19 protein-coding genes and 1 other RNA gene are annotated in these 21,125 nt (G+C 34.2%); 16 read left to right on the forward strand and 4 right to left on the reverse strand.

Annotated elements, in window-relative coordinates; translation table 11 throughout:
• Window positions 1–79: 79 nt before the first annotated feature.
• Window positions 80–571 carry a hypothetical protein gene (locus L866_RS0100005; RefSeq protein ID WP_169729056.1) on the forward strand — a complete coding sequence of 164 codons (492 nt, stop codon included), beginning with the start codon at window positions 80–82 and terminating at the stop codon, window positions 569–571.
• A 311-nt stretch (window positions 572–882) separates the two neighbouring features.
• Here L866_RS0100005 and L866_RS08255 read toward each other — a convergent pair whose 3' ends face one another.
• From L866_RS08255 to ssrS, 3 genes are all read right to left on the reverse strand, one after another.
• The gene (locus L866_RS08255) at window positions 883–1,335 is read right to left on the reverse strand and encodes a universal stress protein (RefSeq protein ID WP_035445744.1); all 453 of its coding nucleotides are present in this window, start codon (window positions 1,333–1,335) and stop codon (window positions 883–885) included.
• 115 nt (window positions 1,336–1,450) lie between these two features.
• Window positions 1,451–2,059 (reverse strand): SGNH/GDSL hydrolase family protein, encoded by a 609-nt coding sequence (locus L866_RS0100015; RefSeq protein ID WP_025727908.1) that lies wholly within the window; start codon window positions 2,057–2,059, stop codon window positions 1,451–1,453.
• Window positions 2,060–2,170: 111 nt separating this feature from the next.
• Window positions 2,171–2,360, reverse strand: a non-coding RNA gene (gene ssrS, locus L866_RS09180) — 6S RNA.
• A gap of 138 nt (window positions 2,361–2,498) precedes the next feature.
• Between ssrS and L866_RS0100020 the strand changes: the two genes are divergently transcribed.
• Window positions 2,499–3,914, forward strand: coding sequence for an alanine/glycine:cation symporter family protein (locus tag L866_RS0100020; protein WP_025727910.1), 1,416 nt, complete (start codon window positions 2,499–2,501; stop codon window positions 3,912–3,914).
• 46 nt (window positions 3,915–3,960) lie between these two features.
• Here the strand turns inward: L866_RS0100020 and L866_RS0100025 are convergent, their stop codons facing one another.
• Window positions 3,961–5,223, reverse strand: a complete 1,263-nt coding sequence (locus tag L866_RS0100025) for a replication-associated recombination protein A (protein WP_025727912.1) — start codon at window positions 5,221–5,223, stop codon at window positions 3,961–3,963.
• 110 nt (window positions 5,224–5,333) lie between these two features.
• Between L866_RS0100025 and L866_RS0100030 the strand changes: the two genes are divergently transcribed.
• The 14 genes from L866_RS0100030 to mltG all read left to right on the forward strand — a co-directional run bounded on the left by L866_RS0100030 (window position 5,334) and on the right by mltG (window position 21,113).
• Window positions 5,334–6,497: a cysteine desulfurase family protein gene (locus tag L866_RS0100030; protein ID WP_025727913.1), complete on the forward strand. Its 1,164-nt coding sequence runs from the start codon at window positions 5,334–5,336 to the stop codon at window positions 6,495–6,497.
• A gap of 30 nt (window positions 6,498–6,527) precedes the next feature.
• A complete protein-coding gene (locus L866_RS0100035) occupies window positions 6,528–6,872 on the forward strand; it encodes a hypothetical protein (protein ID WP_025727915.1) in 345 nt (114 codons plus the stop codon).
• 30 nt (window positions 6,873–6,902) lie between these two features.
• Window positions 6,903–8,249 (forward strand): MATE family efflux transporter, encoded by a 1,347-nt coding sequence (locus tag L866_RS0100040; protein WP_025727917.1) that lies wholly within the window; start codon window positions 6,903–6,905, stop codon window positions 8,247–8,249.
• A 226-nt stretch (window positions 8,250–8,475) separates the two neighbouring features.
• On the forward strand, window positions 8,476–9,168 hold the full coding sequence (gene pyrF, locus L866_RS0100045; RefSeq protein ID WP_025727919.1) for an orotidine-5'-phosphate decarboxylase: 693 nt from the start codon (window positions 8,476–8,478) through the stop codon (window positions 9,166–9,168).
• 2 nt (window positions 9,169–9,170) lie between these two features.
• A complete protein-coding gene (gene pyrE, locus L866_RS0100050) occupies window positions 9,171–9,782 on the forward strand; it encodes an orotate phosphoribosyltransferase (protein ID WP_025727921.1) in 612 nt (203 codons plus the stop codon).
• Between the two features lie 59 nt (window positions 9,783–9,841).
• The gene (locus tag L866_RS0100055) at window positions 9,842–11,065 is read left to right on the forward strand and encodes an MFS transporter (protein ID WP_035445750.1); all 1,224 of its coding nucleotides are present in this window, start codon (window positions 9,842–9,844) and stop codon (window positions 11,063–11,065) included.
• 166 nt (window positions 11,066–11,231) lie between these two features.
• Window positions 11,232–12,398, forward strand: coding sequence for a tRNA 2-thiouridine(34) synthase MnmA (gene mnmA / locus L866_RS0100060; RefSeq protein ID WP_025727925.1), 1,167 nt, complete (start codon window positions 11,232–11,234; stop codon window positions 12,396–12,398).
• 39 nt (window positions 12,399–12,437) lie between these two features.
• Window positions 12,438–14,975 carry an SF1B family DNA helicase RecD2 gene (gene recD2 / locus L866_RS0100065; protein WP_025727926.1) on the forward strand — a complete coding sequence of 846 codons (2,538 nt, stop codon included), beginning with the start codon at window positions 12,438–12,440 and terminating at the stop codon, window positions 14,973–14,975.
• Window positions 14,956–15,999 (forward strand): hypothetical protein, encoded by a 1,044-nt coding sequence (locus L866_RS0100070; RefSeq protein ID WP_025727927.1) that lies wholly within the window; start codon window positions 14,956–14,958, stop codon window positions 15,997–15,999. Before recD2 ends, L866_RS0100070 begins: the two co-directional genes overlap by 20 nt.
• Before the next feature lie 106 nt (window positions 16,000–16,105).
• On the forward strand, window positions 16,106–18,751 hold the full coding sequence (alaS, locus tag L866_RS0100075) for an alanine--tRNA ligase (RefSeq protein ID WP_156919486.1): 2,646 nt from the start codon (window positions 16,106–16,108) through the stop codon (window positions 18,749–18,751).
• A gap of 123 nt (window positions 18,752–18,874) precedes the next feature.
• The gene (locus L866_RS0100080; RefSeq protein WP_025727929.1) at window positions 18,875–19,141 is read left to right on the forward strand and encodes an IreB family regulatory phosphoprotein; all 267 of its coding nucleotides are present in this window, start codon (window positions 18,875–18,877) and stop codon (window positions 19,139–19,141) included.
• On the forward strand, window positions 19,141–19,557 hold the full coding sequence (gene ruvX / locus L866_RS0100085) for a Holliday junction resolvase RuvX (RefSeq protein WP_025727930.1): 417 nt from the start codon (window positions 19,141–19,143) through the stop codon (window positions 19,555–19,557). The genes L866_RS0100080 and ruvX overlap by 1 nt, the downstream gene beginning before the upstream one ends.
• Before the next feature lie 40 nt (window positions 19,558–19,597).
• Window positions 19,598–19,900: a DUF1292 domain-containing protein gene (locus L866_RS0100090; RefSeq protein WP_025727932.1), complete on the forward strand. Its 303-nt coding sequence runs from the start codon at window positions 19,598–19,600 to the stop codon at window positions 19,898–19,900.
• Window positions 19,901–19,982: 82 nt separating this feature from the next.
• Window positions 19,983–21,113, forward strand: a complete 1,131-nt coding sequence (gene mltG / locus L866_RS0100095; RefSeq protein ID WP_025727934.1) for an endolytic transglycosylase MltG — start codon at window positions 19,983–19,985, stop codon at window positions 21,111–21,113.
• The last annotated feature ends 12 nt before the right edge of the window (window positions 21,114–21,125 follow it).

The raw sequence follows: 21,125 nt of genomic DNA on the forward strand, positions 1-21,125 counted from the left end.
TCAGTTCTAAAAGAAAGTATATCAAGTTTAACCAGTAAGAGAGTATAGAACATTGTACTAGAAACTTTTACACAAGATTATGGACTTGACTAAAAAAAGGAAGAATATAAAAAAATTAGAGTCTATAATTAGTAAGTTGACATATGTAGAACGTGATTATTATAAATTTTCAAATAGTTTATTAAACTTTTATTCTCTTTCTGGCAATAAAGAAAGTAGTGAAAATATGTATCGTACCATTATTTTTCAACTAAGCAATTCTAACATAAATCATATTGACGATTTAGAGCTATTGATAAAAGTAAGATATAATCATTGTCATCATTTGTGGTTAGAAAATAAATTAGATGAAACGATTTTAGAAATTTTGGAAACAATTGATATTTGTAAGAAGCATAATCATTACTACTTATTGCCAGACTTGTATTGTTTACTCGGAAATGTTAGTGAAAGCTTTTCGGAAAAAGAAGAAGTAAAAAAATATTTTTTACATTCTTTATATCTCTATCACCTTGTAGGTAATGAGAAAATGTCGCTCTCATTAAAAAATTATATAAAGACTAATTTTTAAAAGTTATTATTGTGAGAAGTAATAATTTTCCATATTTGACATGAGCTATAGATACCCTTGTTTTAGAAGTTTTATAATTTATAGGGTTGATGACCGAAGGCCTCAACTCTATTTTTTATTGATTATTGATTATTGTAAAAGGTTCGCCAAATTTCATTCAAGAGTCTCAGGGGCTAGATCCAGGAGTAGTGCATAGTGTAAAATAAACAGCGATGATATAAAAGATTGAAGCGATAAATAATATTGCTTCAATCTTTTTTTTAAAAATAAAAGAAGACTAAATAGAATAGTCTTCTTTTTATATATTTTATTTAATTTTCTTCGTTTGTTCGAACAATTAATACATCGCATATAGCGTGGCAAATAACGTACGATGAAACTGATCCGATTAATAGGCGCTCAACTGCATTTAAACCAGTTGCACCCATCATAATTAAATCAGCGTTGTATCGTTTGGGTAAGTCTTTGGAAATAATGGTCTTAGGTGAACCATATTCAATAACAGTTTCAATTTGATCAACACCATGTTCTTTGGCATATTGAGTGTACTCGTTAAAAATGTTTTGAGTTTGTTGAATAATTTCATCAGTGAAATCACCATCAAATCCTGTAGGTGTCTGAAGGGTTCTTGTATCAATAATATGTGCTAATACTAATTTACGCAAATCATTGTCCCGAGCTGCAGTTACAGCCTTTTTAAAAGCTAAAAATGCTTCATCTGATCCGTCGATGGGTACTAATATTTTTTTGTATTGAGGTAACATGTGAACCACTCCTCTATTTTTTAATTATTCGACTTAAAGTCAAATCATGTATGCCTTTTATAAGATAATTATATCACAATTTATATTTAATGAACAGGAGCGAAGTCGCTTCTCTTTATTTTAAAAATTGAGTTTTCAGCATTTTGACAATCGAAGCAGCATATAAATTATAACCGGATTCTCCAAAATGTAGTCCATCATCTTTCTTTCCTTTTAAAATATTTGGAAAATCAGAATGCTCATAGAAAACATTATATAGATCGATCACGGGAATTTTTTGTTCTCGTCCAATTTCTAAAACCACTTGACGATACCAGTTAATTCGTTCATTTGTGCGTTTCCCCATTTGTTTAGATTCATCAACAGGTGGGGGCGTAATTAAAATAACTCGCTCTTTACCTAATATTTCAATCATTTCATTTAAAGTACGTCGATATGCCTCCACCGGAACATTTCGGTCCATACTGGCATCATTGCTGCCAAACATAAAAGTAACTATATCAGGATGATGACTAAGTACATCCCGTTCAAATCGTTCTTTAGCCTGTAATATTGTGTTCCCATTTACTCCTGAATTAATCCAATTAATTTCAGGCAGCATTTGCTTTAGTTTAAGTGTTAATAAATGAGAAGATGCATTTTCAAAACGATAGGTTAAACTATCTCCAAAATTTATGATAGTAAGGTCATTAGGTGATAAAAAGTCTTTCAGCCAACTTAACATGATAATCTCCAATCCTTATTTAGTGGTCTTACTCATACTTTAACAAAAAAAGAATAATTTTCAAATAATAAAAGCACGGCAAGCGCCGTGCTTTTTAAGTACTATAAAAGGTAGATTTCCGATGATGCCGTGTAATGCATCCGTAGAGTTTGAACCCGCGTATAAGCAGGTGGGTTCTGTCGCGTGTAACAGCTAACTTCCATGTGAAATGGCTTGTTATTAGTAACACATACACAAATCCCAAAAAAATAGTAAATGTTCGGTCAACACTTTAAGAATGCCACGAACATCTCAGATTTCTACAAAAACAATATATCATATTTTAAACAATTTATCAATTTATGAATCTTTTTTATTAGATTGATTGTTAAAAAAACTTGTTGATATAAAAAAAATCTGTTACATTAGAAATTGATTAACTTTTAAAAGGAGTGGTGGAATGATCGAATATATCGATAAAATTATACAACCTGTAACTGATGTGCTTTATTTTCCTATCTTAATTATCCTATTGCTGGGGACGGGGTTATTTTTCACATTTCGAACACGATTGATTCAAGTCCGATTGTTAAAAGAAGGACTTCGCGTAATTATGGAACGTCCAAGTGAGGGAAATGGTGTTTCATCGTTTCAAGCATTGATGGTCTCTACCGCTTCACGCGTGGGAACAGGTAATATTGTAGGTGTGTCAACTGCACTTTGTTTAGGAGGGTATGGCGCAGTATTTTGGATGTGGCTAGTGGCTGTTATCGGTGGAGCTAGTGCATTCATTGAATCTACATTGGCGCAAATATATAAACGAAAAAATTTATACAACCAAAGTTACGGTGGACCAGCTTATTATATTGAAATTGCATTAAAAAATAGAAAACTTGGCGTGATCTTTGCTGTCTTTCTTATTTTGACTTATGCAGTTGGTTTTAATATGTTAGCAGCATACAATATGCAAGATAGTTTTCGCGTATATGAATTTTATGACGCAAGTGTTACGCCAATATTAGTTGGTGGATTTTTATCACTTGTAACAGGATACTGCTTATTTGGCGGTGGACAACGAATTATTAAATTCACTTCATTTTTAGTTCCAATGATGGGAATTGTCTTTGTGACAATGTCGTTGATCATGGTTGCTACCAACCTTTCATATATGCCAACTGTTTTACGTCTAATTATGCAAGATGCATTTGATTTTAAAGCCATTTTTGGTGGGATTGCCGGATCTAGTATGATGTATGGAATTAAACGAGGGTTGTACTCAAATGAGGCTGGGATTGGTTCTGCCCCTAATGCTGCGGCTGTTGCACAAGTATCACACCCAGTTAAACAAGGTTTAGTTCAGATGATTTCAGTGTTTATAGATACTATTATTATTTGTTCGGCCACGGCTTTTATGTGTTTAAGTTCAGGTATTGTACCTGCACCAGAATTATCAGGTGCTTTATATATTCAAATGGCACTAGGTACATTTATGGGAAGTTGGGGCAATTATTTTATCACTATGTCTTTATCATTATTTGGTTTCACCACTTTAATCGGTAATTTGTTTTATGTTGATTCAAACTTAACGTATATTTTAGGAAAAGTTCCAAGAAAGTCGATTATGATTATTTATCATTTAATTGCAGTCGTTCTCATTTTTGTTGGAGCGCTACAAGAACAAGGATTTGTTTGGCACGTAGCAGATTTATTGATGGCTCTATTAGCATTAATCAATTTACCTTCAATTTTAATATTAAGTCCAATTGCAATTAAAGTTTTAAATGATTACACTAAACAGCGGCGTGCGAATAAAGAACCAGTATTTATTGCGCGAAATATTGGATTAGACGATTCGTTATTAGACTTTTGGAAATAAAATTCATAACAAAAACCGGACAAACGTTAAGTTTGTCCGGTTTTTGTTATGGTGTGAAACGATTTAATTGTTGTTTTAAGGCTTGTTCATATTTACTTGTAGGATCAGGTATAAAATATTTAGTTCCAACTAAATGATCTGGTAAATATTGTTGCTTGACAAAATGATCAGGAAAATCATGAGGGTATTGATAAGAGATTCCACGATTAAGTTCACGAGCGCCTTTATAGTGAGCATCTTGAAGATGTTTAGGAACAAACCCTGTTTTTCCGTTATGTAAATCATTTAACGCTTTGTCAATTGCGATTAAGCTGGAATTTGATTTAGGTGAAAGTGCTAAATCTATAACAGCATGTGCAAGAGGAATGCGTGCTTCTGGAAAGCCGAGTTGTAATGCAGCGTTGACAGCTGAAACGGTTCTTTCGCACGCACTCGGATTGCCAAAATTTATATCTTCATAAGCAATAACTAATAAGCGACGAGCAATTGTTGCTAGTTCGCCCGCATCAATTAAGCGTGCTAAATAGTGTAAAGCGGCATCTACATCAGAACCACGAATGGACTTTTGAAAAGCAGAAATCACGTCGTAATGCGAGTCTCCTTTTGCATCGTGACTAATTGCTTTTTTTTGAAGACTTTCTTCAGCAACCTCTAGCGTTAAATGAATAACTCCATGTTTATCAGGCAAAGTACTTAAAGCAGCTAATTCTAAAGCATTAAGTGCTTGACGTAAATCGCCATGCGTTCCTTCTGAAAAATGTTTTAAGGCTATTTCATCTATTTGAATATTTAATTCTCCTAGACCATTTTCTGAATCTTCTAGAGCACGTTCAATAGCGAGTTTTACATCGTCAATCGTTAATGGATGTAGTTCAAAAATTTGTGTTCGACTTCGAATAGCTGGATGAATGGTTAAATAAGGATTTTCTGTAGTGGCACCAATTAAAATAACTTTTCCACTTTCAAGGTGTGGTAATAAGTAATCTTGTTTTACTCGATCAAGTCGATGAATTTCATCCAGTAATAAAATGATGCTTCCACTCATTTTAGCCTCTATAATAACTTGTTCTAAATCTTTTTTCGTGTCAGTTGCTGCATTTAAGCGACGAAAAGAAAAGTGAGTAGCTCCTGCAATGGCACTAGCAATGCTTGTTTTTCCTATTCCGGGTGGACCATATAAAATCATCGATTGGAGTCGTTTAGCTTCCACCATTCGATGAATAATTTTTCCAGGGGCCACTAGATGAGTTTGACCGATTACATGTTCTAATTTTTGTGGACGCATGCGATGAGCTAAAGGCTGATTCATATTAAACTCCTTTGTATGTAGTAGATTCGTTTCATTTCATTTCATTTCAAATTTTAGTATAATTAATGAGTTGATAATATCTTATCACAAAAAGAAGGAGTGAACATACGATGTACTACTTTGATCATGCAGCAACCACGCCAGTGTCAGAAGATGTAGCAGATACGATATCCTCTCATCTTAAAAATAGTTGGTTGAATCCTTCTGCAATTTATCAGGGGGCTAAATCAACTAAGAGAATTATGCAAGAAGCGATTGCACAAATGGCACTTGATTTAAATGTAGCTCCCGAGCAAATTATTATAACGAGTGGAGCGACAGAAAGTAATAATAGTGTATTTCATTATATTTTAGAACGTTATAAAACTGGACACGTTATTATATCCAGTGTAGAACATCCTTCTGTATTAAACGGTGTTTCCATTTTGAAAGATCACGGATTCGATGTCACATTTTTAAAAGTTGATTCATCAGGATTAATTACTGCTGAAGATGTCATTAAAGCATTACGTCCTGATACACGTCTCGTAAGTATAATGACTGTAAACAATGAAACTGGCGTTCGATTTCCGATAAAATCGATTCATAGTGTTTTAAAAAATAAAATTAACGATCAAGGTGAACCTATTCTATTTCATACAGATAGTGTACAAGCTATTAATACAATGGCGATTGATTTGAGTGAATGGGGCGTTGATTTTGCTTCTTTTTCAGGGCACAAATTTAATGCGCCAAAGGGAATTGGGATACTGTATGTGAAAGAGCCTCATCGATTTATACCTATTATGCGTGGGGGAAGCCAACAACAGGGGAGAAGAGCTGGAACAGAGAATCTTCCATATATTGTGGGATTAGCTCAGGCATTACATACTGTTCAATCAACAGTGTCTAAGAGCTTAGCACATTATAAAGAGTTAGGTGATATTTTAATTAATGGATTAGAAGATCATGGATTAAAGCAAGAAATTGATTTTCTTTTAAATGGACATCAAGGACATCATAGCCCGCATATTTGGAATATATCTTTTAATGGGATACAAGCAAGTCAGTGGATGATTTTATCTGACTTAAAGCACATTGCTATTTCTGCTGGATCAGCATGTAGTGCGGGTAGTCTGCAAAATAGTCCAGTTTTATTGGCTATGTTTGGAGAAAACAATCCACGTGTCAATGAAGCGATTCGTATTTCTTTTGGTCGTGAAACAACACAAGAAGAAGTCAAATATTTAGTTGATTTTCTTGCGTCTGAATACAAACGAATTAAAAAATGGTAAACTATATAAAACATAGAAAGAGGCGATTATATGGCAAGTCAAACAGCACAATTAAAAGGAATTAGTCCAGTCTATCGAATTCATCCAGAATGTAAAAAATACACATTAAGAGATAATGGCTTTATGCCGGGAAATGGTGGACGGTTTGAATATTTAAGAAGTTTGGATGTTCCTAGTGAACCAAAACGTGGACTAGAATTGCGCGTATTCATCCATTTAGAAAAAGAATTATTATCCATACAAGTAGTAGGAGCTAATCGTTTTTTACCAGTTGATTTATTAAAATTAGATCATCATGAAATGGCTCTAGAGCGTATTCAATACACATTAGAAAACTTTGAAGCAGCACATATATTAGAAAAAGTTTCCGAATAATCTTTTTTAGTAAAGGAAGAGGTGAAAGAGATGGCGCAAGACATGACCAAAGGGAAGCCGGCGAAATTGATAATTTCTTTTGCCATTCCTTTATTGATTGGCAATGTCTTTCAACAAGTATACAATATGGTCGACACATTTATTGTTGGTCGAACCCTAGGAGTTAATGCCTTAGCTTCTTTAGGAGCAACAGGTAGTTTGATGTTTTTAATATTAGGATTTGTTCAAGGGACTACGAGTGGTTTAGCTATTCCTATTGCTCAAAAGTTTGGTGCAAAAGATTACCGAGGATTAAGACGTAGCTTTGCAGCGAATATTATTGTAGGCATATTAGTTTCAATTGGATTAACAATTTTTTCATTAATGATTGTAAAACAATTATTACACATTATGAAAACACCACCGGAAATCATTGAACAATCGATTGCTTATATTCAAGTTATTTTTGCGGGCATTCCGATTATTTTATTATTTAACGTAGGAATGAACACCTTAAGATCTTTAGGTGATAGTAAAAAACCACTTATATTTTTAATGATTACTTCTCTCTTAAATATTATTTTAGATATTGTACTAATTGTTCATTTTAACATGGGAGTAGTAGGTGCAGCGTATGCGACAATTGCTTCGATTTTAGTAGCAACGATTGCAAACTTTATTTATATTTTTAGAAGTGTACCTATTTTACTTCCACGACGAGAAGATTGGAAATTAACCCACAAAGAACTTAAAGAACACGTTCGGATTGGATTACCAATGGGGATTCAAACATCAATTATAGCCGTTGGGTCAGTTAGTGTTCAGATTGCTTTAAATGGTTTAGGACCTAATGCAATCGCAGCTTATACTGCTGCTCAAAAAATTGATCAAGTTGGTATTATGATTTTAATGAGCTTTGGTATAACCATGGCAACCTATATTGGACAAAACTATGGTGCACATCGATATGAACGTATGTGGGAAGGTGTTACAAGTTGTATTAAAATATCGGTCTCCATATCAATCATTATGGGAATTATCTTTATTTTGTTAGCCGAGCAATTAATTTTATTATTTGTGGGTAATGCTGCAGTCGAAGTAATTCACTTTGGACGTGAATACTTTTATTGTGTTGCAGGTTTTTACTCACTATTATCGCTATTGTTTATTTATCGAAGTACGTTGCAAGGATTGGGACAAACTTTTGTGCCAACATTGGCGGGTTTTATGGAGCTGGCGATGCGCATATTAGCTGCATTTGTATTAGTTCGTTATATCGGATTTAAAGGAGTTGCTTTATCAAGTCCTTTAGCATGGTTTGGTGCGAATATTCCATTAATCTATACGTTTTATTTAACTAAAAAACGAATTAATCGAAATCGCCAACAATATTCATAAAAAGATTGACATTATTTATTATTTTCAGTATTCTCTTTAAAGGAGCGAGACTCCACACTTTAATTCTGTCCAGTGAGGCATGAAAAGTATTATTCTTATGGATTGTAACGGTTGAGCAATATTTTTGTATGACTCAACTTATTTTTCAAATGAATTAATAAACTTTCAAGCATCTGGGCAGAATGGCTCAGATGTTTTTTTGTTTGAAGATGAAGAGGAGGGAAATATGGAAACATTGTTTGTCGCATTAGATTTCGATTCAACAGAAGAATGTTTTGATTTTTTAAATCAATTTAAAGGACAATCTATTAGTGTGAAAATCGGTATGGCAGAATATTTTAGAAGTGGTGCTGATATGATTGAGAACCTTGCTCAAAGGGGGCATCACATTTTTCTTGATTTGAAATGTCATGATATTCCAAACACGGTAGAATTGGCGGTTGAACAACTGAGTAACTTGCCTATAAAGTATTTGACTGTTCATGCCTTGGGTGGAATGACAATGTTAAAAGCAGCTATTAATGGACGAAATAAAGGACGATTTCATCCTAAGATTTTAGCAGTAACTCAACTTACTTCAACTTCAGAAGATATGTTACAACAATTAGGATTCAAAGAAGTTAGTATGACGGATTCAACAATTCAATTAGCAAAAATGGCCTATGATGCGGGTGTTGACGGAGTAGTTGCTTCAGTTCACGAAGTAGAAGCCATTAAACAAGCAACAGATGATTCATTTATCGTTTTAACTCCTGGTATAAGAATGGAGCAATCGATTCATGACGATCAGCATCGTATTGCAACGCCTAAACAGGCTAAAGTTCATCAAAGCGATTTAATTGTTGTCGGACGCCCTATTATAAAGGCCAAAGAGCCAGTTGAAATGTATCGCAAATATTTGAAAGATTGGAGAGATTAGTTGTGACGTCAGAAATAATTGCTCAAATTTTATTGGAGAAGCAAGCTGTACTTTTAAATCTAACAACACCATTTCAATGGGCAAGTGGTATACTAAGTCCAATATATTGCGATAATCGCCAAATATTAAGTTATCCAAACGAAAGAAATATAGTGGCCGATGCACTTGCTGATTTAATTCGAATCAAGTATCCAATAGCAAATGTAGTTGCAGGAACAGCTACTGCTGGTATTCCTCATGCTGCGTGGGTTAGTGAACGATTAAATCTGCCTATGATTTATGTTCGTAGTAGCGCTAAAAAACATGGACGAAAGCAAGCAATTGAAGGACATTTAAATCCTGATGACCAAGTGGTATTAGTTGAGGATTTGATTTCAACTGGAAAAAGTGTACTAGATGCTGCTAAAATCGTAAGTCAAACAAATAAAGTGGTTGGTGTTGTCTCAATTTTTTCTTATGAATTTAAACAAGCCCGTGAACAATTTGATCAAGCACACATGACTTATCATTCCTTGTCAAACATTAACTCACTTATTCATATAGCTAAGAAAAATGGTTTTTTGAATGAAAACGAAGTCGAACTTTTTTTAGAATGGTATAAAAACTACCAATAACAATTCAATCACTTATTAAATAACGAGTAACAGAGAGTACTCATTTAAGGAGAATAATAATGAAAATAACAAAAAATCAATGGCGACTTGTCATTTTAAGTATCATCGCATCAGGAACAGACGATCTAAACGTTATGTTTTTAGCTTTCTCGTTATCAAGTATTATGGCAGATTTAAGTTTAAATGGCGCTCAAGCAGGATTAATAGCAACCATTACAAATTTAGGCATGTTGTTAGGTGGACTATTCTTTGGTGTATTAGGCGATCGACATAATAAATTGAAGGTCTTCAAAATAACACTAATCATCTTTAGTTTAGCTACAGCTGGAATCTTCTTTGTCCAAAATATTTACACATTATATTTATTCCGATTTATTGCAGGAATCGGAGTAGGTGGTGAGTATGGTTTGGCTTTAGCAATCATGTCTCGTTTTGTTCCAGTCGATCGTATGGGGAGGATTGCTGCTTGGAATGGAATAGCTGGACAAGTGGGATCGATTGTTTCAGCCCTTATAGCAGGTGTGTTTTTAACTTCATTAGGTTGGCGTGGACTGTTCTTATTCGGACTATTTCCTTTAGTTATCGTTAGTATGCTTCATTTTCTGATTACTGATGAGAAAGAATTGAATCCCTCAGAAAAGTTATTAAATGGTCATTCTAAACCAAAAATAAGCGATCTCTTTAAAACAAAACGTTTAGCCCATCAAACTATAATGCTAATGATTATGACAACCGTTCAAATTGCAGGATATTTTGGTATGATGAATTGGTTACCAACCATCATGCAAGCACAAAGTGGATTAAGTGTAAAAAATTCTTCGTTATGGATGATTGCAACTATTCTAGGTATGTCTTTAGGCATGTTAACCTTTGGCAGACTGTTGGATACATTTGGACCACGTATCAGTTTTAGTGTGTTTCTAATCATCTCAGCGATTAGCGTGTATTTATTTAGCTGGGTTCATTCTGATAACGCGTTATTGATTGCAGGAGCAACGATGGGATTTTTTGTAAATGGGATGTTTCCAGGTTATGGTGCGATTGTAGCGCGGTTATATGATCAATCCATTCAAACAATAGCAAATAATGTTATTTTAAATGTAGGACGAGCAGTTGGTGGGTTTTCATCACTCATTATTGGCTGGTTAATGGATGGATATAGTGTTCAAGCAGTTATGATTTTTTTATCCGCTTTGTATATTATGAGTTTTATCGCGTTACAAACTATCCCAAATATGAATCAAGATGCCTATATGAAGTTGAAAGTAAGTTATGAACATTAATATTGAAGCATATAAGACAGTCATTTAGACTGTCTTTATTTTATTTAAAAGAATATGATACACGTTATAAGCATTTTTGTTGAAAATGAATAGAACATGGTATAATAAGTAAGTCATTCGACCTTCAAATCGAATCGATAATAATTGAAGAAATGATGGTGATAGAATGGAACGTCAAATTGTACAAAGTGACGAACTACTGACACCTAGACCAGAGAATAAAAATATTCGAGTGGTTTTAGGTATGAGTGGGGGAGTCGACTCTTCGGTTGCAGCCTTATTGCTGAAAGAAGCTGGTTATGATGTCATCGGATTATTTATGAAAAACTGGGATGATACTGACGAGTTTGGCCGTTGTACGGCAACTGAAGATTATAAAGATGTAGAAGCAGTAGCTGAACAAATAGGTATTCCTTATTATTCAGTTAATTTTGAAAAGGAATATTGGGATCGTGTATTTGAGTATTTTTTAGCAGAATATAAAGCTGGACGTACGCCTAACCCTGATATTATGTGTAATAAGGAAGTTAAATTTAAAGCTTTTCTTGATTATGCTTTAACATTAGGTGCGGATTATATAGCTATGGGGCACTATGCCAAGGCAGTCTGTGATCAAGAAGGGCATACACATCTTTTAAGAGGACATGATGGAAATAAAGATCAAACGTATTTCTTAAGTCAGTTGAATCAAGAACAACTGCAACGAGCAATTTTTCCATTAGGAGAGATTGAAAAAACAGAAGTTCGTAAAATTGCAGAACGTGCTCAACTAGCTACCGCTAAGAAAAAAGATTCTACCGGTATATGTTTTATTGGTGAAAAGAACTTTAATCAATTTCTAAGTAATTACCTGCCTAACCAGCCAGGTGATATGCTAACGATTGATGGAGAGAAAAAAGGTACACATCAAGGACTTATGTATTATACCATTGGGCAACGTCATGGATTAGGAATTGGCGGTGGGGGTCAATCAAATGAGCCATGGTTTGTTATAGGTAAAGATTTTAATAAAAAAATTCTTTATGTAGGACAAGGGTACCATCATGAGCAACTGTATGCTGATAAGTTAACAGCTAGTCAAGTTTCTTATACTAATGAAACAAAAACAGAGCCGTTTGAATGTACTGCAAAGTTCAGATATCGTCAAGAGGATACACCCGTTACAGTCTATCCAAATCAAGATGATCCAACTAAGGTAAAAGTAGTATTTCACCAACCTGTTCGAGCGATCACACCAGGACAAGCCGTCGTTTTTTATAATGACCGAGAATGCTTAGGTGGCGGATTAATTGATCGCGCCTTCAAAGATGAAGTAGTTTTACCATATCAATAGATACCTGATTTAATATAATAAATAGAAAGAGGTGAGTCAGTGGCAATTACTTTTACAGGAGAAATTAAGGCAATATTTTTCGAAAGTCCAGATTCACTTTATAAAGTAGCTTTAGTTGATGTGATTGACTCACCTGATCAAGAGTTACCCGAAGAATTAACGATTACAGGATACTTTGGCCAGTTGCACGTAGAAAGTCGCTATAGAATTGTTGGGCAATTGGTGCACCATCCTAAATATGGCGAACAAGTTAAGGTGGAACAATATGAACAAGAAAGCATTGGTTCAGAAGGATTAGTATCATTTTTAAGTAGCTCTCGTTTTAAAGGAGTAGGAGAAGTTACAGCTGAGCGAATAGTAGAAGCAATCGGGGACAATGATTTAGATATTCTTTTATCAGAACCGGAAAGAATTCAAGGAATCAAAAATTTCCCATTAAAAAAACAACAGATTTTTTTAGAAGAGTTAAAAGAAGCAATCGGTACGGATTATATTATGATTGAATTAGCTAAAATCGGATTAAAACCGCATGAAGCTCAAAAATTATGGCAACGCTATAAAGATGATACGTTGAATGTCATTCAAAATAATCCATATCAAATTTTAGAAGAAGTAGATGGATTTGGTTTTAGAAAATGTGATCAAATGGGTGAAAATTTGAATATTCCGCCCGATGATGAGCGTCGTTTAATTGGTGCTTTATTCTATTCTATTCAGTTAGGCTGTTATCAAAATGGTCACACTTTATTAGATCGACTTGTGGTGTTTGATGCGACTATTCGTTTGTTAGAAGACTCTCAACGATTTATTATCGAAGATGAGCCAATTATTCATGCCCTTGAAACAGCTGTTCGTCAAGGAACGATTGTCATCTTTAACGGCAATCTAACTATTCCAAGTTTGTATTACGCTGAACTTGGAATTTTCAATCAGTTAGAGCGATTTAGTCAAAGAAAAACATTGTTGACTGAAAAAGAAAAAAAACGAGCTGAAAAAGTATTGAAACAACATGAAGAAGAAGATCATGTGACATACGATAAGCATCAAAAAGAAACCCTTCTCTCGGCATTAAATTCGCCGGTCTTTTTAATTACTGGGGGACCGGGTACGGGAAAAACAACTTTAATCAATGGAATTGTCCAAACTTATGCACGATTGTACGAGGTTGAGCTGCCACGTAAAGATCAAAAATTTACGCGTTCACCTATTCGTTTAGCTGCACCGACTGGAAGGGCGGCTAAACGAATGCAAGAAAGCGTTAATATACCAGCAACTACAATTCATCGATTACTTGGATTATCCGGTTCGGAAAGTGATGTTTCAGAAACAAATGAATCTTTTTCAGAGAATCAAAACTTAGAGGAAGTAGAATTGGTTATTATTGATGAGATGTCCATGGTTGATTCGTGGTTAATGAATCGATTAGTTCAATCTTTACCATTAGGATGCCAAATCATTTTAGTAGGTGATCAGGATCAACTACCTTCCGTTAGTCCGGGCCAAGTCTTTGCAGATTTATTAAATGCTTCACCTTTACCACAAAAGCAATTAACTCATATTTATCGACAAGCAGATGATTCAACGATTGTTGAGTTGTCTCACGCGGTAAGAAAAGGTGTATTACCAAATGAATTGACAGTTAAATCGAAAGATCATGCGTTTATTCCAAGTAATTTGTTTCAAGTCAAAGACGTTGTCTCTACTATTGTTCAACGGACATTAAAGCAAGGATATTCGATCCAACAAGTTCAAGTACTTGCGCCAATGTACAAAACACCAGCAGGAATTAATCAGTTAAATAAGCAGTTGCAAAATGATTTAAATCCATTAACTGATAATCGTCGAGAAGTAAAATATATGGATCAAGTATTTAGAGTCCGAGATAAAGTTCTCAACTTAGTTAATGATCCAGAACGTGGGATATATAACGGTGATGTAGGTGAAATAACAGCAATCCAACTTGGGAAAGATACTGAATCGAAATCAGATGAACTGACCATTTTATTTGATGAAATTGAAGTAACTTTATCACGTAATGAATGGTCAATGATTACATTGGCCTATTGTTCTTCAATTCATAAAGCGCAAGGTAGTGAATTTGAAGTAGTAATTATACCGTTAGTGATGTCGTTTCAACGGATGTTACAGCGTCATTTGCTTTATACAGCGATGACGCGTAGTCGAAAAAAATTAATTCTGGTAGGAGACATCTCAGCTTTCCAACTAGCTATTCGTGAGCAAGGGCAAACAAGACAAACTATGTTGCGACTAATGTATGGAGAAATTGTAAACACAATTGAAACGCAACAATCGGTTCAAGACTCTGATAAAGAAAAAGAGAAACAGCCTGATTCCATAAGCACGACTCATGTGCCATTAAACAATAATAAAAATGTGAAGGCACTTGATTTGATTGACTCATCTGCTGAAAAATTAAGAAGTAAAGATGAATGTATGGACTATCATTTAACAATTGACTTAATTCAAAGTAATCAAATTGATCCAATGATTGGCATGGCTTCATTAAAACCGAGTGATTTTTTAGGAGGAAATGAAAATGAGTATGGAACTGTTTGAATCATTATATCATCCGAAGTGGCGTCAACTTTCTGCACAACAAAAAATGTTAATGATTACACAGCTACTTCGTGTATATGTCAACCCTCTATTAGCAGTTGAAAAAATTGAGCTTAAACAATTTTCAATGGGCGGAATTAAAACTGAAACGATTTCAGCTTATATTAATCAACGAGAATTTGTTTTTGTGCCGGGGCAGCGCCAAGTTATTTTAGGATGGGATGTTAATGACAATATACAATCTACCCCTTCCGAGTTTTTAACACAATCTTCAAAGCAAATGACTGCTGAGGAGAAGCTTAAGCGTGATTACTTATTACACAAAAATCTAAGTAAATTAAGACAAGTAGATATCGATCCTATGTTTGTCCAAGTGGAAGCAGAATTGATTGGTTATCAATTAATCGGTCAGATGAATGTTGTAACGGGTCGAATCGATATTGATTCCAACCATGACGATTTAAAGTCAGAGATACGTCAAGTATGCGAAGAACAAATGCATTCACTATATAGTATGAAAGCTTTATCTTCACATGATTCAAACATTCGTAAAGGCCAACGAATTATGGCTAAACTCCAAGAAGATGGAGATAACTATCATTTATATTTGGCTCAACCCACTTTATTTAAAGAAATAAGAAGAAAAGTGGATTATCTCGGAATGGAATTAATGAGTGAAGATGAGTGGGAATATGCTTTAAGTGCAGGATTACGCTATTTGTTTCGCAATCGAACAAATTGGCCATTGAATGATGAACTATTTGATCAATTACTACAACAACGTAATATGTTTGGATTAAAAATGAATGATCCCGCTTTGCCTTTTGAATTGACAGATCAACCGGGTGTATTAAAAGGGGGAATGATTGATTACGAAAGTAGCGATGTATTCGTCAAATATATGAAACAAATGAACTATTATCGGTATATAGATATGCAAATGGCAGACGAACTGGATTCTTATCTTTTGCAACCAGGTTCGCATACGTATCGACCAATAATTCGACTGACATTACCAGAATAATGTAAACATTCTTAAGAATGATTGAAAAATGGCTGAAATTTCGATAAAATGAAGTGCAATTATAACTAATCTATGATTAATTAATTTTAAACAACTCGAGTGGAGGATTCTCATGTTAACTAGTTCAGAAATAAGACAACGTTATTTAAATTTTTTCAAGGCCCGTGGTCATGAAATCAGACCAAGTGCATCACTTATCCCTGTAAATGATCCGACATTATTATGGATTAACTCAGGTGTAGCAACGTTAAAAAAATATTTTGATGGGTCAGAAACACCTAAAAACCCAAGAATGACAAACTCTCAAAAAAGTATTCGTACGAATGACATTGAGAATGTTGGTAGAACAGCTCGCCATCACACTCTATTTGAAATGTTAGGCAATTTTTCAATTGGTGATTACTTTAAAAAAGATGTTATTCCATGGGCGTATGAATTTTTAACGTCAGAAGAAGGATTAAATTTCGAGCCTGAAAAATTATACATTACGTATTATCCAGAAGATCAAGAAACATTTGATATTTGGACAAAAGATGTTGGCTTTCCAGCTGAACGCCTTATTCCAACTGATGATAACTTTTGGGATATCGGTGCCGGTCCATGTGGCCCATGTACTGAAATTTTTTATGATCGTGGAGAAGAACACTCTGATTTAGCACCAGATGATCCAGAAAATTATCCTAGTGGTGAAAACGAACGTTGGTTAGAAATTTGGAATTTAGTATTTTCTGAATTTAATCATATGCCAGATGATACGTATCAACCACTACCACATAAAAACGTCGATACGGGAATGGGATTAGAACGTGTTGTTAGTGTTATTCAAAATACAGAAACAAACTTTGAAACAGATCTATTCATGCCGATTATTGAATCGATTCAAAAATTAACAACGGTTCGATATGGTGATAGCCCAGTAACAGATGTTTCATTTAAAGTTATTGCAGATCATATTCGTGCAGTGAGTTTTGCTATTGGAGATGGAGCATTACCAAGTAACGAAGGACGAGGCTATATTATTCGTCGTTTAATTCGTCGAAGTGTTATGCATGGTAATAAATTAGGTATTAACCATGTCTTCTTAAAATCAATCGTTTCAGTTGTTGAGCAAATTATGGGTGGATTCTATCCTGAAATTGTGGAAAATCGTTCATTTATCGAACAAGTAATTGAAACGGAAGAAATTCGTTTCCATGAAACTTTAACTGAAGGATTAGCATTATTAAATCAACATATCGAGCAAGTAAAACAAGACAATGCTAACGAAATTGATGGGAAAGCTGCATTTACTTTATATGATACATATGGTTTCCCATTAGAATTGACATTAGAATATGCTTCTGAAGCAGGTTTGAAAGTTGATGAAGCAGGTTTTGAAAGAGAAATGGAAGCGCAAAAAGAACGTGCACGTTCAGCACGACATACAGATGACTCCATGAAAGTTCAAGATGGTATTTTAAGAGATATAAAAGTAGCTAGTGAATTTGTTGGCTATGATTTTGTATCAAATATTTCTAAAGTACAAGTGATACTAAACCAAGGTGAAATAATTGAGACAGCTGATGCTTCATTAAATAAAGTTGAAGTGATATTTGAACAAACGCCATTCTATGCTGAACAAGGTGGACAAGTAGCTGATACCGGTTATATTTATAAAAACGGCGAAAAAATTGGTCGAGTAATTGATGTTAAAAAAGCACCAAATGGTCAGCCTATACATATTGTTGAATTGCAATCACTTATGCAAACGGGTGAAGAATATGACTTAGCTATAGATGTTGACCGTCGACAATTAATTAAAAGAAACCATACGGCAACACACTTATTACATCGTGCTTTAAAAGATGTATTAGGTAAACACGCTAACCAAGCTGGTTCATTAGTAAATGAATTTGGTCTACGTTTTGATTTTAGCCATTTTGGCCAAGTAACAATTGAAGAATTAAAACGCATGGAAGAAATTGTCAATGAAAGAATTTGGGCATCATTAAATGTAAATACAGCAGAAATGTCGTTAGATAATGCAAAAGAATTAGGAGCAATGGCATTGTTTGGTGAAAAGTATGGGGATGTTGTTCGAGTTGTAAATATTGCGGGTTACTCAAATGAACTTTGTGGGGGGACGCATGTAGCTAATACATCAGAAATTGGACTTTTCAAAATTAAGAGTGAGTCAGGTATTGGTGCAGGAGTTCGTCGAATTGAAGCAGTGACAAGTAAAGAAGCATTTAAATATTTAAGTGAACGATTAACTATTTTAGATCAAGCAAGTCATTTAGTAAAAGCTCAAAAAGTAGTGGAGTTACCAGAACGTATTGAACAATTGCAAGCTGAACATAAAGCATTAACATCGAAATATGAGTCTCTTGTAGCGAAACAAATTAATCAAGCGGCTGCAGAATTATTTAACCAAGTTGAAGAAATTAACGGTGTTCGTTTTATTGCTTTAAAACGAAATGAAGGTAGTATGCAAGATTTAATGCAATTAGCTGATGAGTGGCGTAATCAAAAGAGCTCAGATATTTTAGTTCTAGGTCTACAAGTTGAAGACAAAGCTAACTTAATTGTTGCTGTGAGTGATGAAAAAGTATCAGCTGGTCTTTCAGCTAACAAAATGATTAAAGCTATTTCAAAAGCAATTCAAGGTGGCGGTGGTGGTAAAGACCGATTAAGCCAAGCCGGTGGAAAAAACCCTGCAGGTATTACAGAAGCTTTCGATTTAGCACGACAATATTTATCAGAAAATGCTTAATCTATACGTTTGTCATACAAACGTAATATAAATAAGTGATAGTTTCTCTGCTCTAACTTGTCCTTTACTAGTAATCAGTGTAAAATGAATGAAAGACTATAAAGAATGTGTGGAGGTGTTTTTATGCATTCAAATGATGAAACAGTACAGTTTCACTTCGATGATTTACATAAACAATCTGTTGAAGATACGCTGAAAATTGTTTATGATGCATTAGAAGAAAAAGGGTATCAATCCGTCAATCAAATTGTAGGTTACTTGTTATCAGGAGATCCTGCTTATATACCACGTCACAATGATGCGCGTAACTTGATTCGCCGTCATGAACGCGATGAGATATTAGAAGAATTAGTAAAAGCATATATGCGAGAATTGGGTCGTAATAGCTGATGCGGGTAATGGGATTAGACGTTGGAAGTAAAACAGTTGGCGTTGCAATAAGTGATCCATTCGGTTGGACTGCTCAAGGAATCGAAACGATACGAATTAATGAAAATAAAAATCAGCTAGGAATAGATCGGGTTTTAGAGTTAATTGAAGCGTATGAAGTGGATACTATTGTGATTGGATTACCGAAAAATATGAACAATTCAGAAGGATTCCGTTCAGATGCCTCCCGAGCTTATGGAGAAGCATTAAGTCAAATAATTGACCTTCCTATTGTCTATCAAGATGAACGATTAACAACGATGGAAGCAGAACGGATGTTGATTGAGCAAGGGAATGTTTCGAGACAAAAGCGCAAAGGTGTTATTGATAAATTAGCTGCTGTCTTACTATTACAAAATTATTTAGATCAAAAATAAACTGATATAATATCAACATTTAAATAGAGGAGATTAAAACATGGCAGATGAAATTTTTGAAGCATCAAGTGAAGATAATTTTTTAACAATAATTGATGAAGAAGGGCAAGAAGTTTTATATCAAATTCTTTTTAGCTTTGAATCAGAAGACTTTGAAAAAAGTTATGTCATTGTTTATCCAGCTTCAGAAGCAGACGATGAATCAATCGAATTACATGCATTCTCATTTGTAGAAGATGAAAATGGCAAACAAGGTGAATTATTCCCTATTGAGTCAGAAGAAGAATGGGATATGATTGATGAAGTATTAAATACATTTATGGATGAAAAAGATTTACTTTAAAAATAACGTTTAAAAAGGGTGAGAGTTATTTCCTCGCCCATTTTTGTGAATTACAGAATTTTTAAAGTCAAAAGGAGAATCTATGAAAGAAAATAATCAGACACGATTAGAAAAACAAATGGCTGAGAAACGAGAAAAAGAAGCAAAAGAACAGTATATTGTTCGTCGGATTTCAACAACTATTTTAACAGTGTTTGCTATCTTATTGCTTATTTCAGGGATATTAGGCTATCGTTATGTTTCAAGTGCCTTAAAGCCAGTAAGTACTGAAAATAAACAAATTGAAATAGAGATTCCATATGGTACAGGTAAACGACAAATCGCTTCAATATTAGAAGATAAACACGTTATTAGAAATGCTAAAATTTTTAGTGTATACATGAAAACAAAAAATGTTGGTGATATTCAAGCTGGATTTTATGATTTATCACCATCAATGACATTAGATCAAATTATTGAAGTTCTCGGACAAAATGCTTCATCTGCATCTAAGAATCAGAAAAAATTATTAGTTCGAGAAGGTGACAGTATCGATCAAATTGCGGACGTGATTGAAGATGCTACGCATTATAAGAAAAAAGAATTTATTAATTTAATGAAAGATTCATCATTTATGGATGAATTAGTTGCTCAATTTCCGAAACTTTTAATGGATACTAAAAATGTTAAAGATACGCGTTATATGTTAGAAGGTTATTTATTCCCAGCGACATATGATGTTGTTCCAGGAGAAGATTTAAAAGGAATTGTGACTAAAATGCTTCAAAAAACTGATGAGATTTTAACGCCATATTACAGTCAAGTCGAACAATCGCCATACAATATCCACGAAATTTTAACGTTGGCTTCACTTATTGAAAAAGAGGGAAGTACAATTGAAGATCGTAAACATATTTCTGGTGTGTTTTATAATCGTCTAAATAGTGATATGATGATACAATCAGATATTTCAGTATTGTATGCATTGGGAGAACATAAAGAAGTGGTTACTTTAAAAGATATTGAAGTGGATTCTCCATATAACCTATATAAGCATACAGGGTTAGGTGTCGGACCATTTAATAATCCAAGTGAAGCAGCTATTCAGGCTGCCTTAAATCCAATGCCAACTGAAGATTATTATTTTGTTGCTGATATTAAAACAGGAAAAGTGTATTACGCTCAATCGTATGAAGAGCATATGGAACTTGTAGAAAAATATGTTAACAAATGATTTAGACATAAG

The organism is Atopobacter phocae ATCC BAA-285 (assembly GCF_000526675.1).
In the GTDB taxonomy this organism is placed as follows: Bacteria; Bacillota; Bacilli; order Lactobacillales; family Aerococcaceae; genus Atopobacter; species Atopobacter phocae.

Coding starts and splice junctions, on each gene's coding strand:
- L866_RS0100055 (WP_035445750.1), top strand. CDS start 9,842: ATGAAAATAACAAAAAATCAATGGCGACTTGTCATTTTAAGTATCATC.
- pyrF (WP_025727919.1), top strand. CDS start 8,476: ATGGAAACATTGTTTGTCGCATTAGATTTCGATTCAACAGAAGAATGT.
- mnmA (WP_025727925.1), top strand. CDS start 11,232: ATGGAACGTCAAATTGTACAAAGTGACGAACTACTGACACCTAGACCA.
- mltG (WP_025727934.1), top strand. CDS start 19,983: ATGAAAGAAAATAATCAGACACGATTAGAAAAACAAATGGCTGAGAAA.
- L866_RS0100090 (WP_025727932.1), top strand. CDS start 19,598: ATGGCAGATGAAATTTTTGAAGCATCAAGTGAAGATAATTTTTTAACA.
- L866_RS0100035 (WP_025727915.1), top strand. CDS start 6,528: ATGGCAAGTCAAACAGCACAATTAAAAGGAATTAGTCCAGTCTATCGA.
- L866_RS0100005 (WP_169729056.1), top strand. CDS start 80: ATGGACTTGACTAAAAAAAGGAAGAATATAAAAAAATTAGAGTCTATA.
- L866_RS0100020 (WP_025727910.1), top strand. CDS start 2,499: ATGATCGAATATATCGATAAAATTATACAACCTGTAACTGATGTGCTT.
- ruvX (WP_025727930.1), top strand. CDS start 19,141: ATGCGGGTAATGGGATTAGACGTTGGAAGTAAAACAGTTGGCGTTGCA.
- L866_RS0100030 (WP_025727913.1), top strand. CDS start 5,334: ATGTACTACTTTGATCATGCAGCAACCACGCCAGTGTCAGAAGATGTA.
- L866_RS0100040 (WP_025727917.1), top strand. CDS start 6,903: ATGGCGCAAGACATGACCAAAGGGAAGCCGGCGAAATTGATAATTTCT.
- L866_RS0100025 (WP_025727912.1), bottom strand. CDS start 5,223: ATGAATCAGCCTTTAGCTCATCGCATGCGTCCACAAAAATTAGAACAT.
- L866_RS0100080 (WP_025727929.1), top strand. CDS start 18,875: ATGCATTCAAATGATGAAACAGTACAGTTTCACTTCGATGATTTACAT.
- L866_RS08255 (WP_035445744.1), bottom strand. CDS start 1,335: ATGTTACCTCAATACAAAAAAATATTAGTACCCATCGACGGATCAGAT.
- L866_RS0100070 (WP_025727927.1), top strand. CDS start 14,956: ATGAGTATGGAACTGTTTGAATCATTATATCATCCGAAGTGGCGTCAA.
- L866_RS0100015 (WP_025727908.1), bottom strand. CDS start 2,059: ATGTTAAGTTGGCTGAAAGACTTTTTATCACCTAATGACCTTACTATC.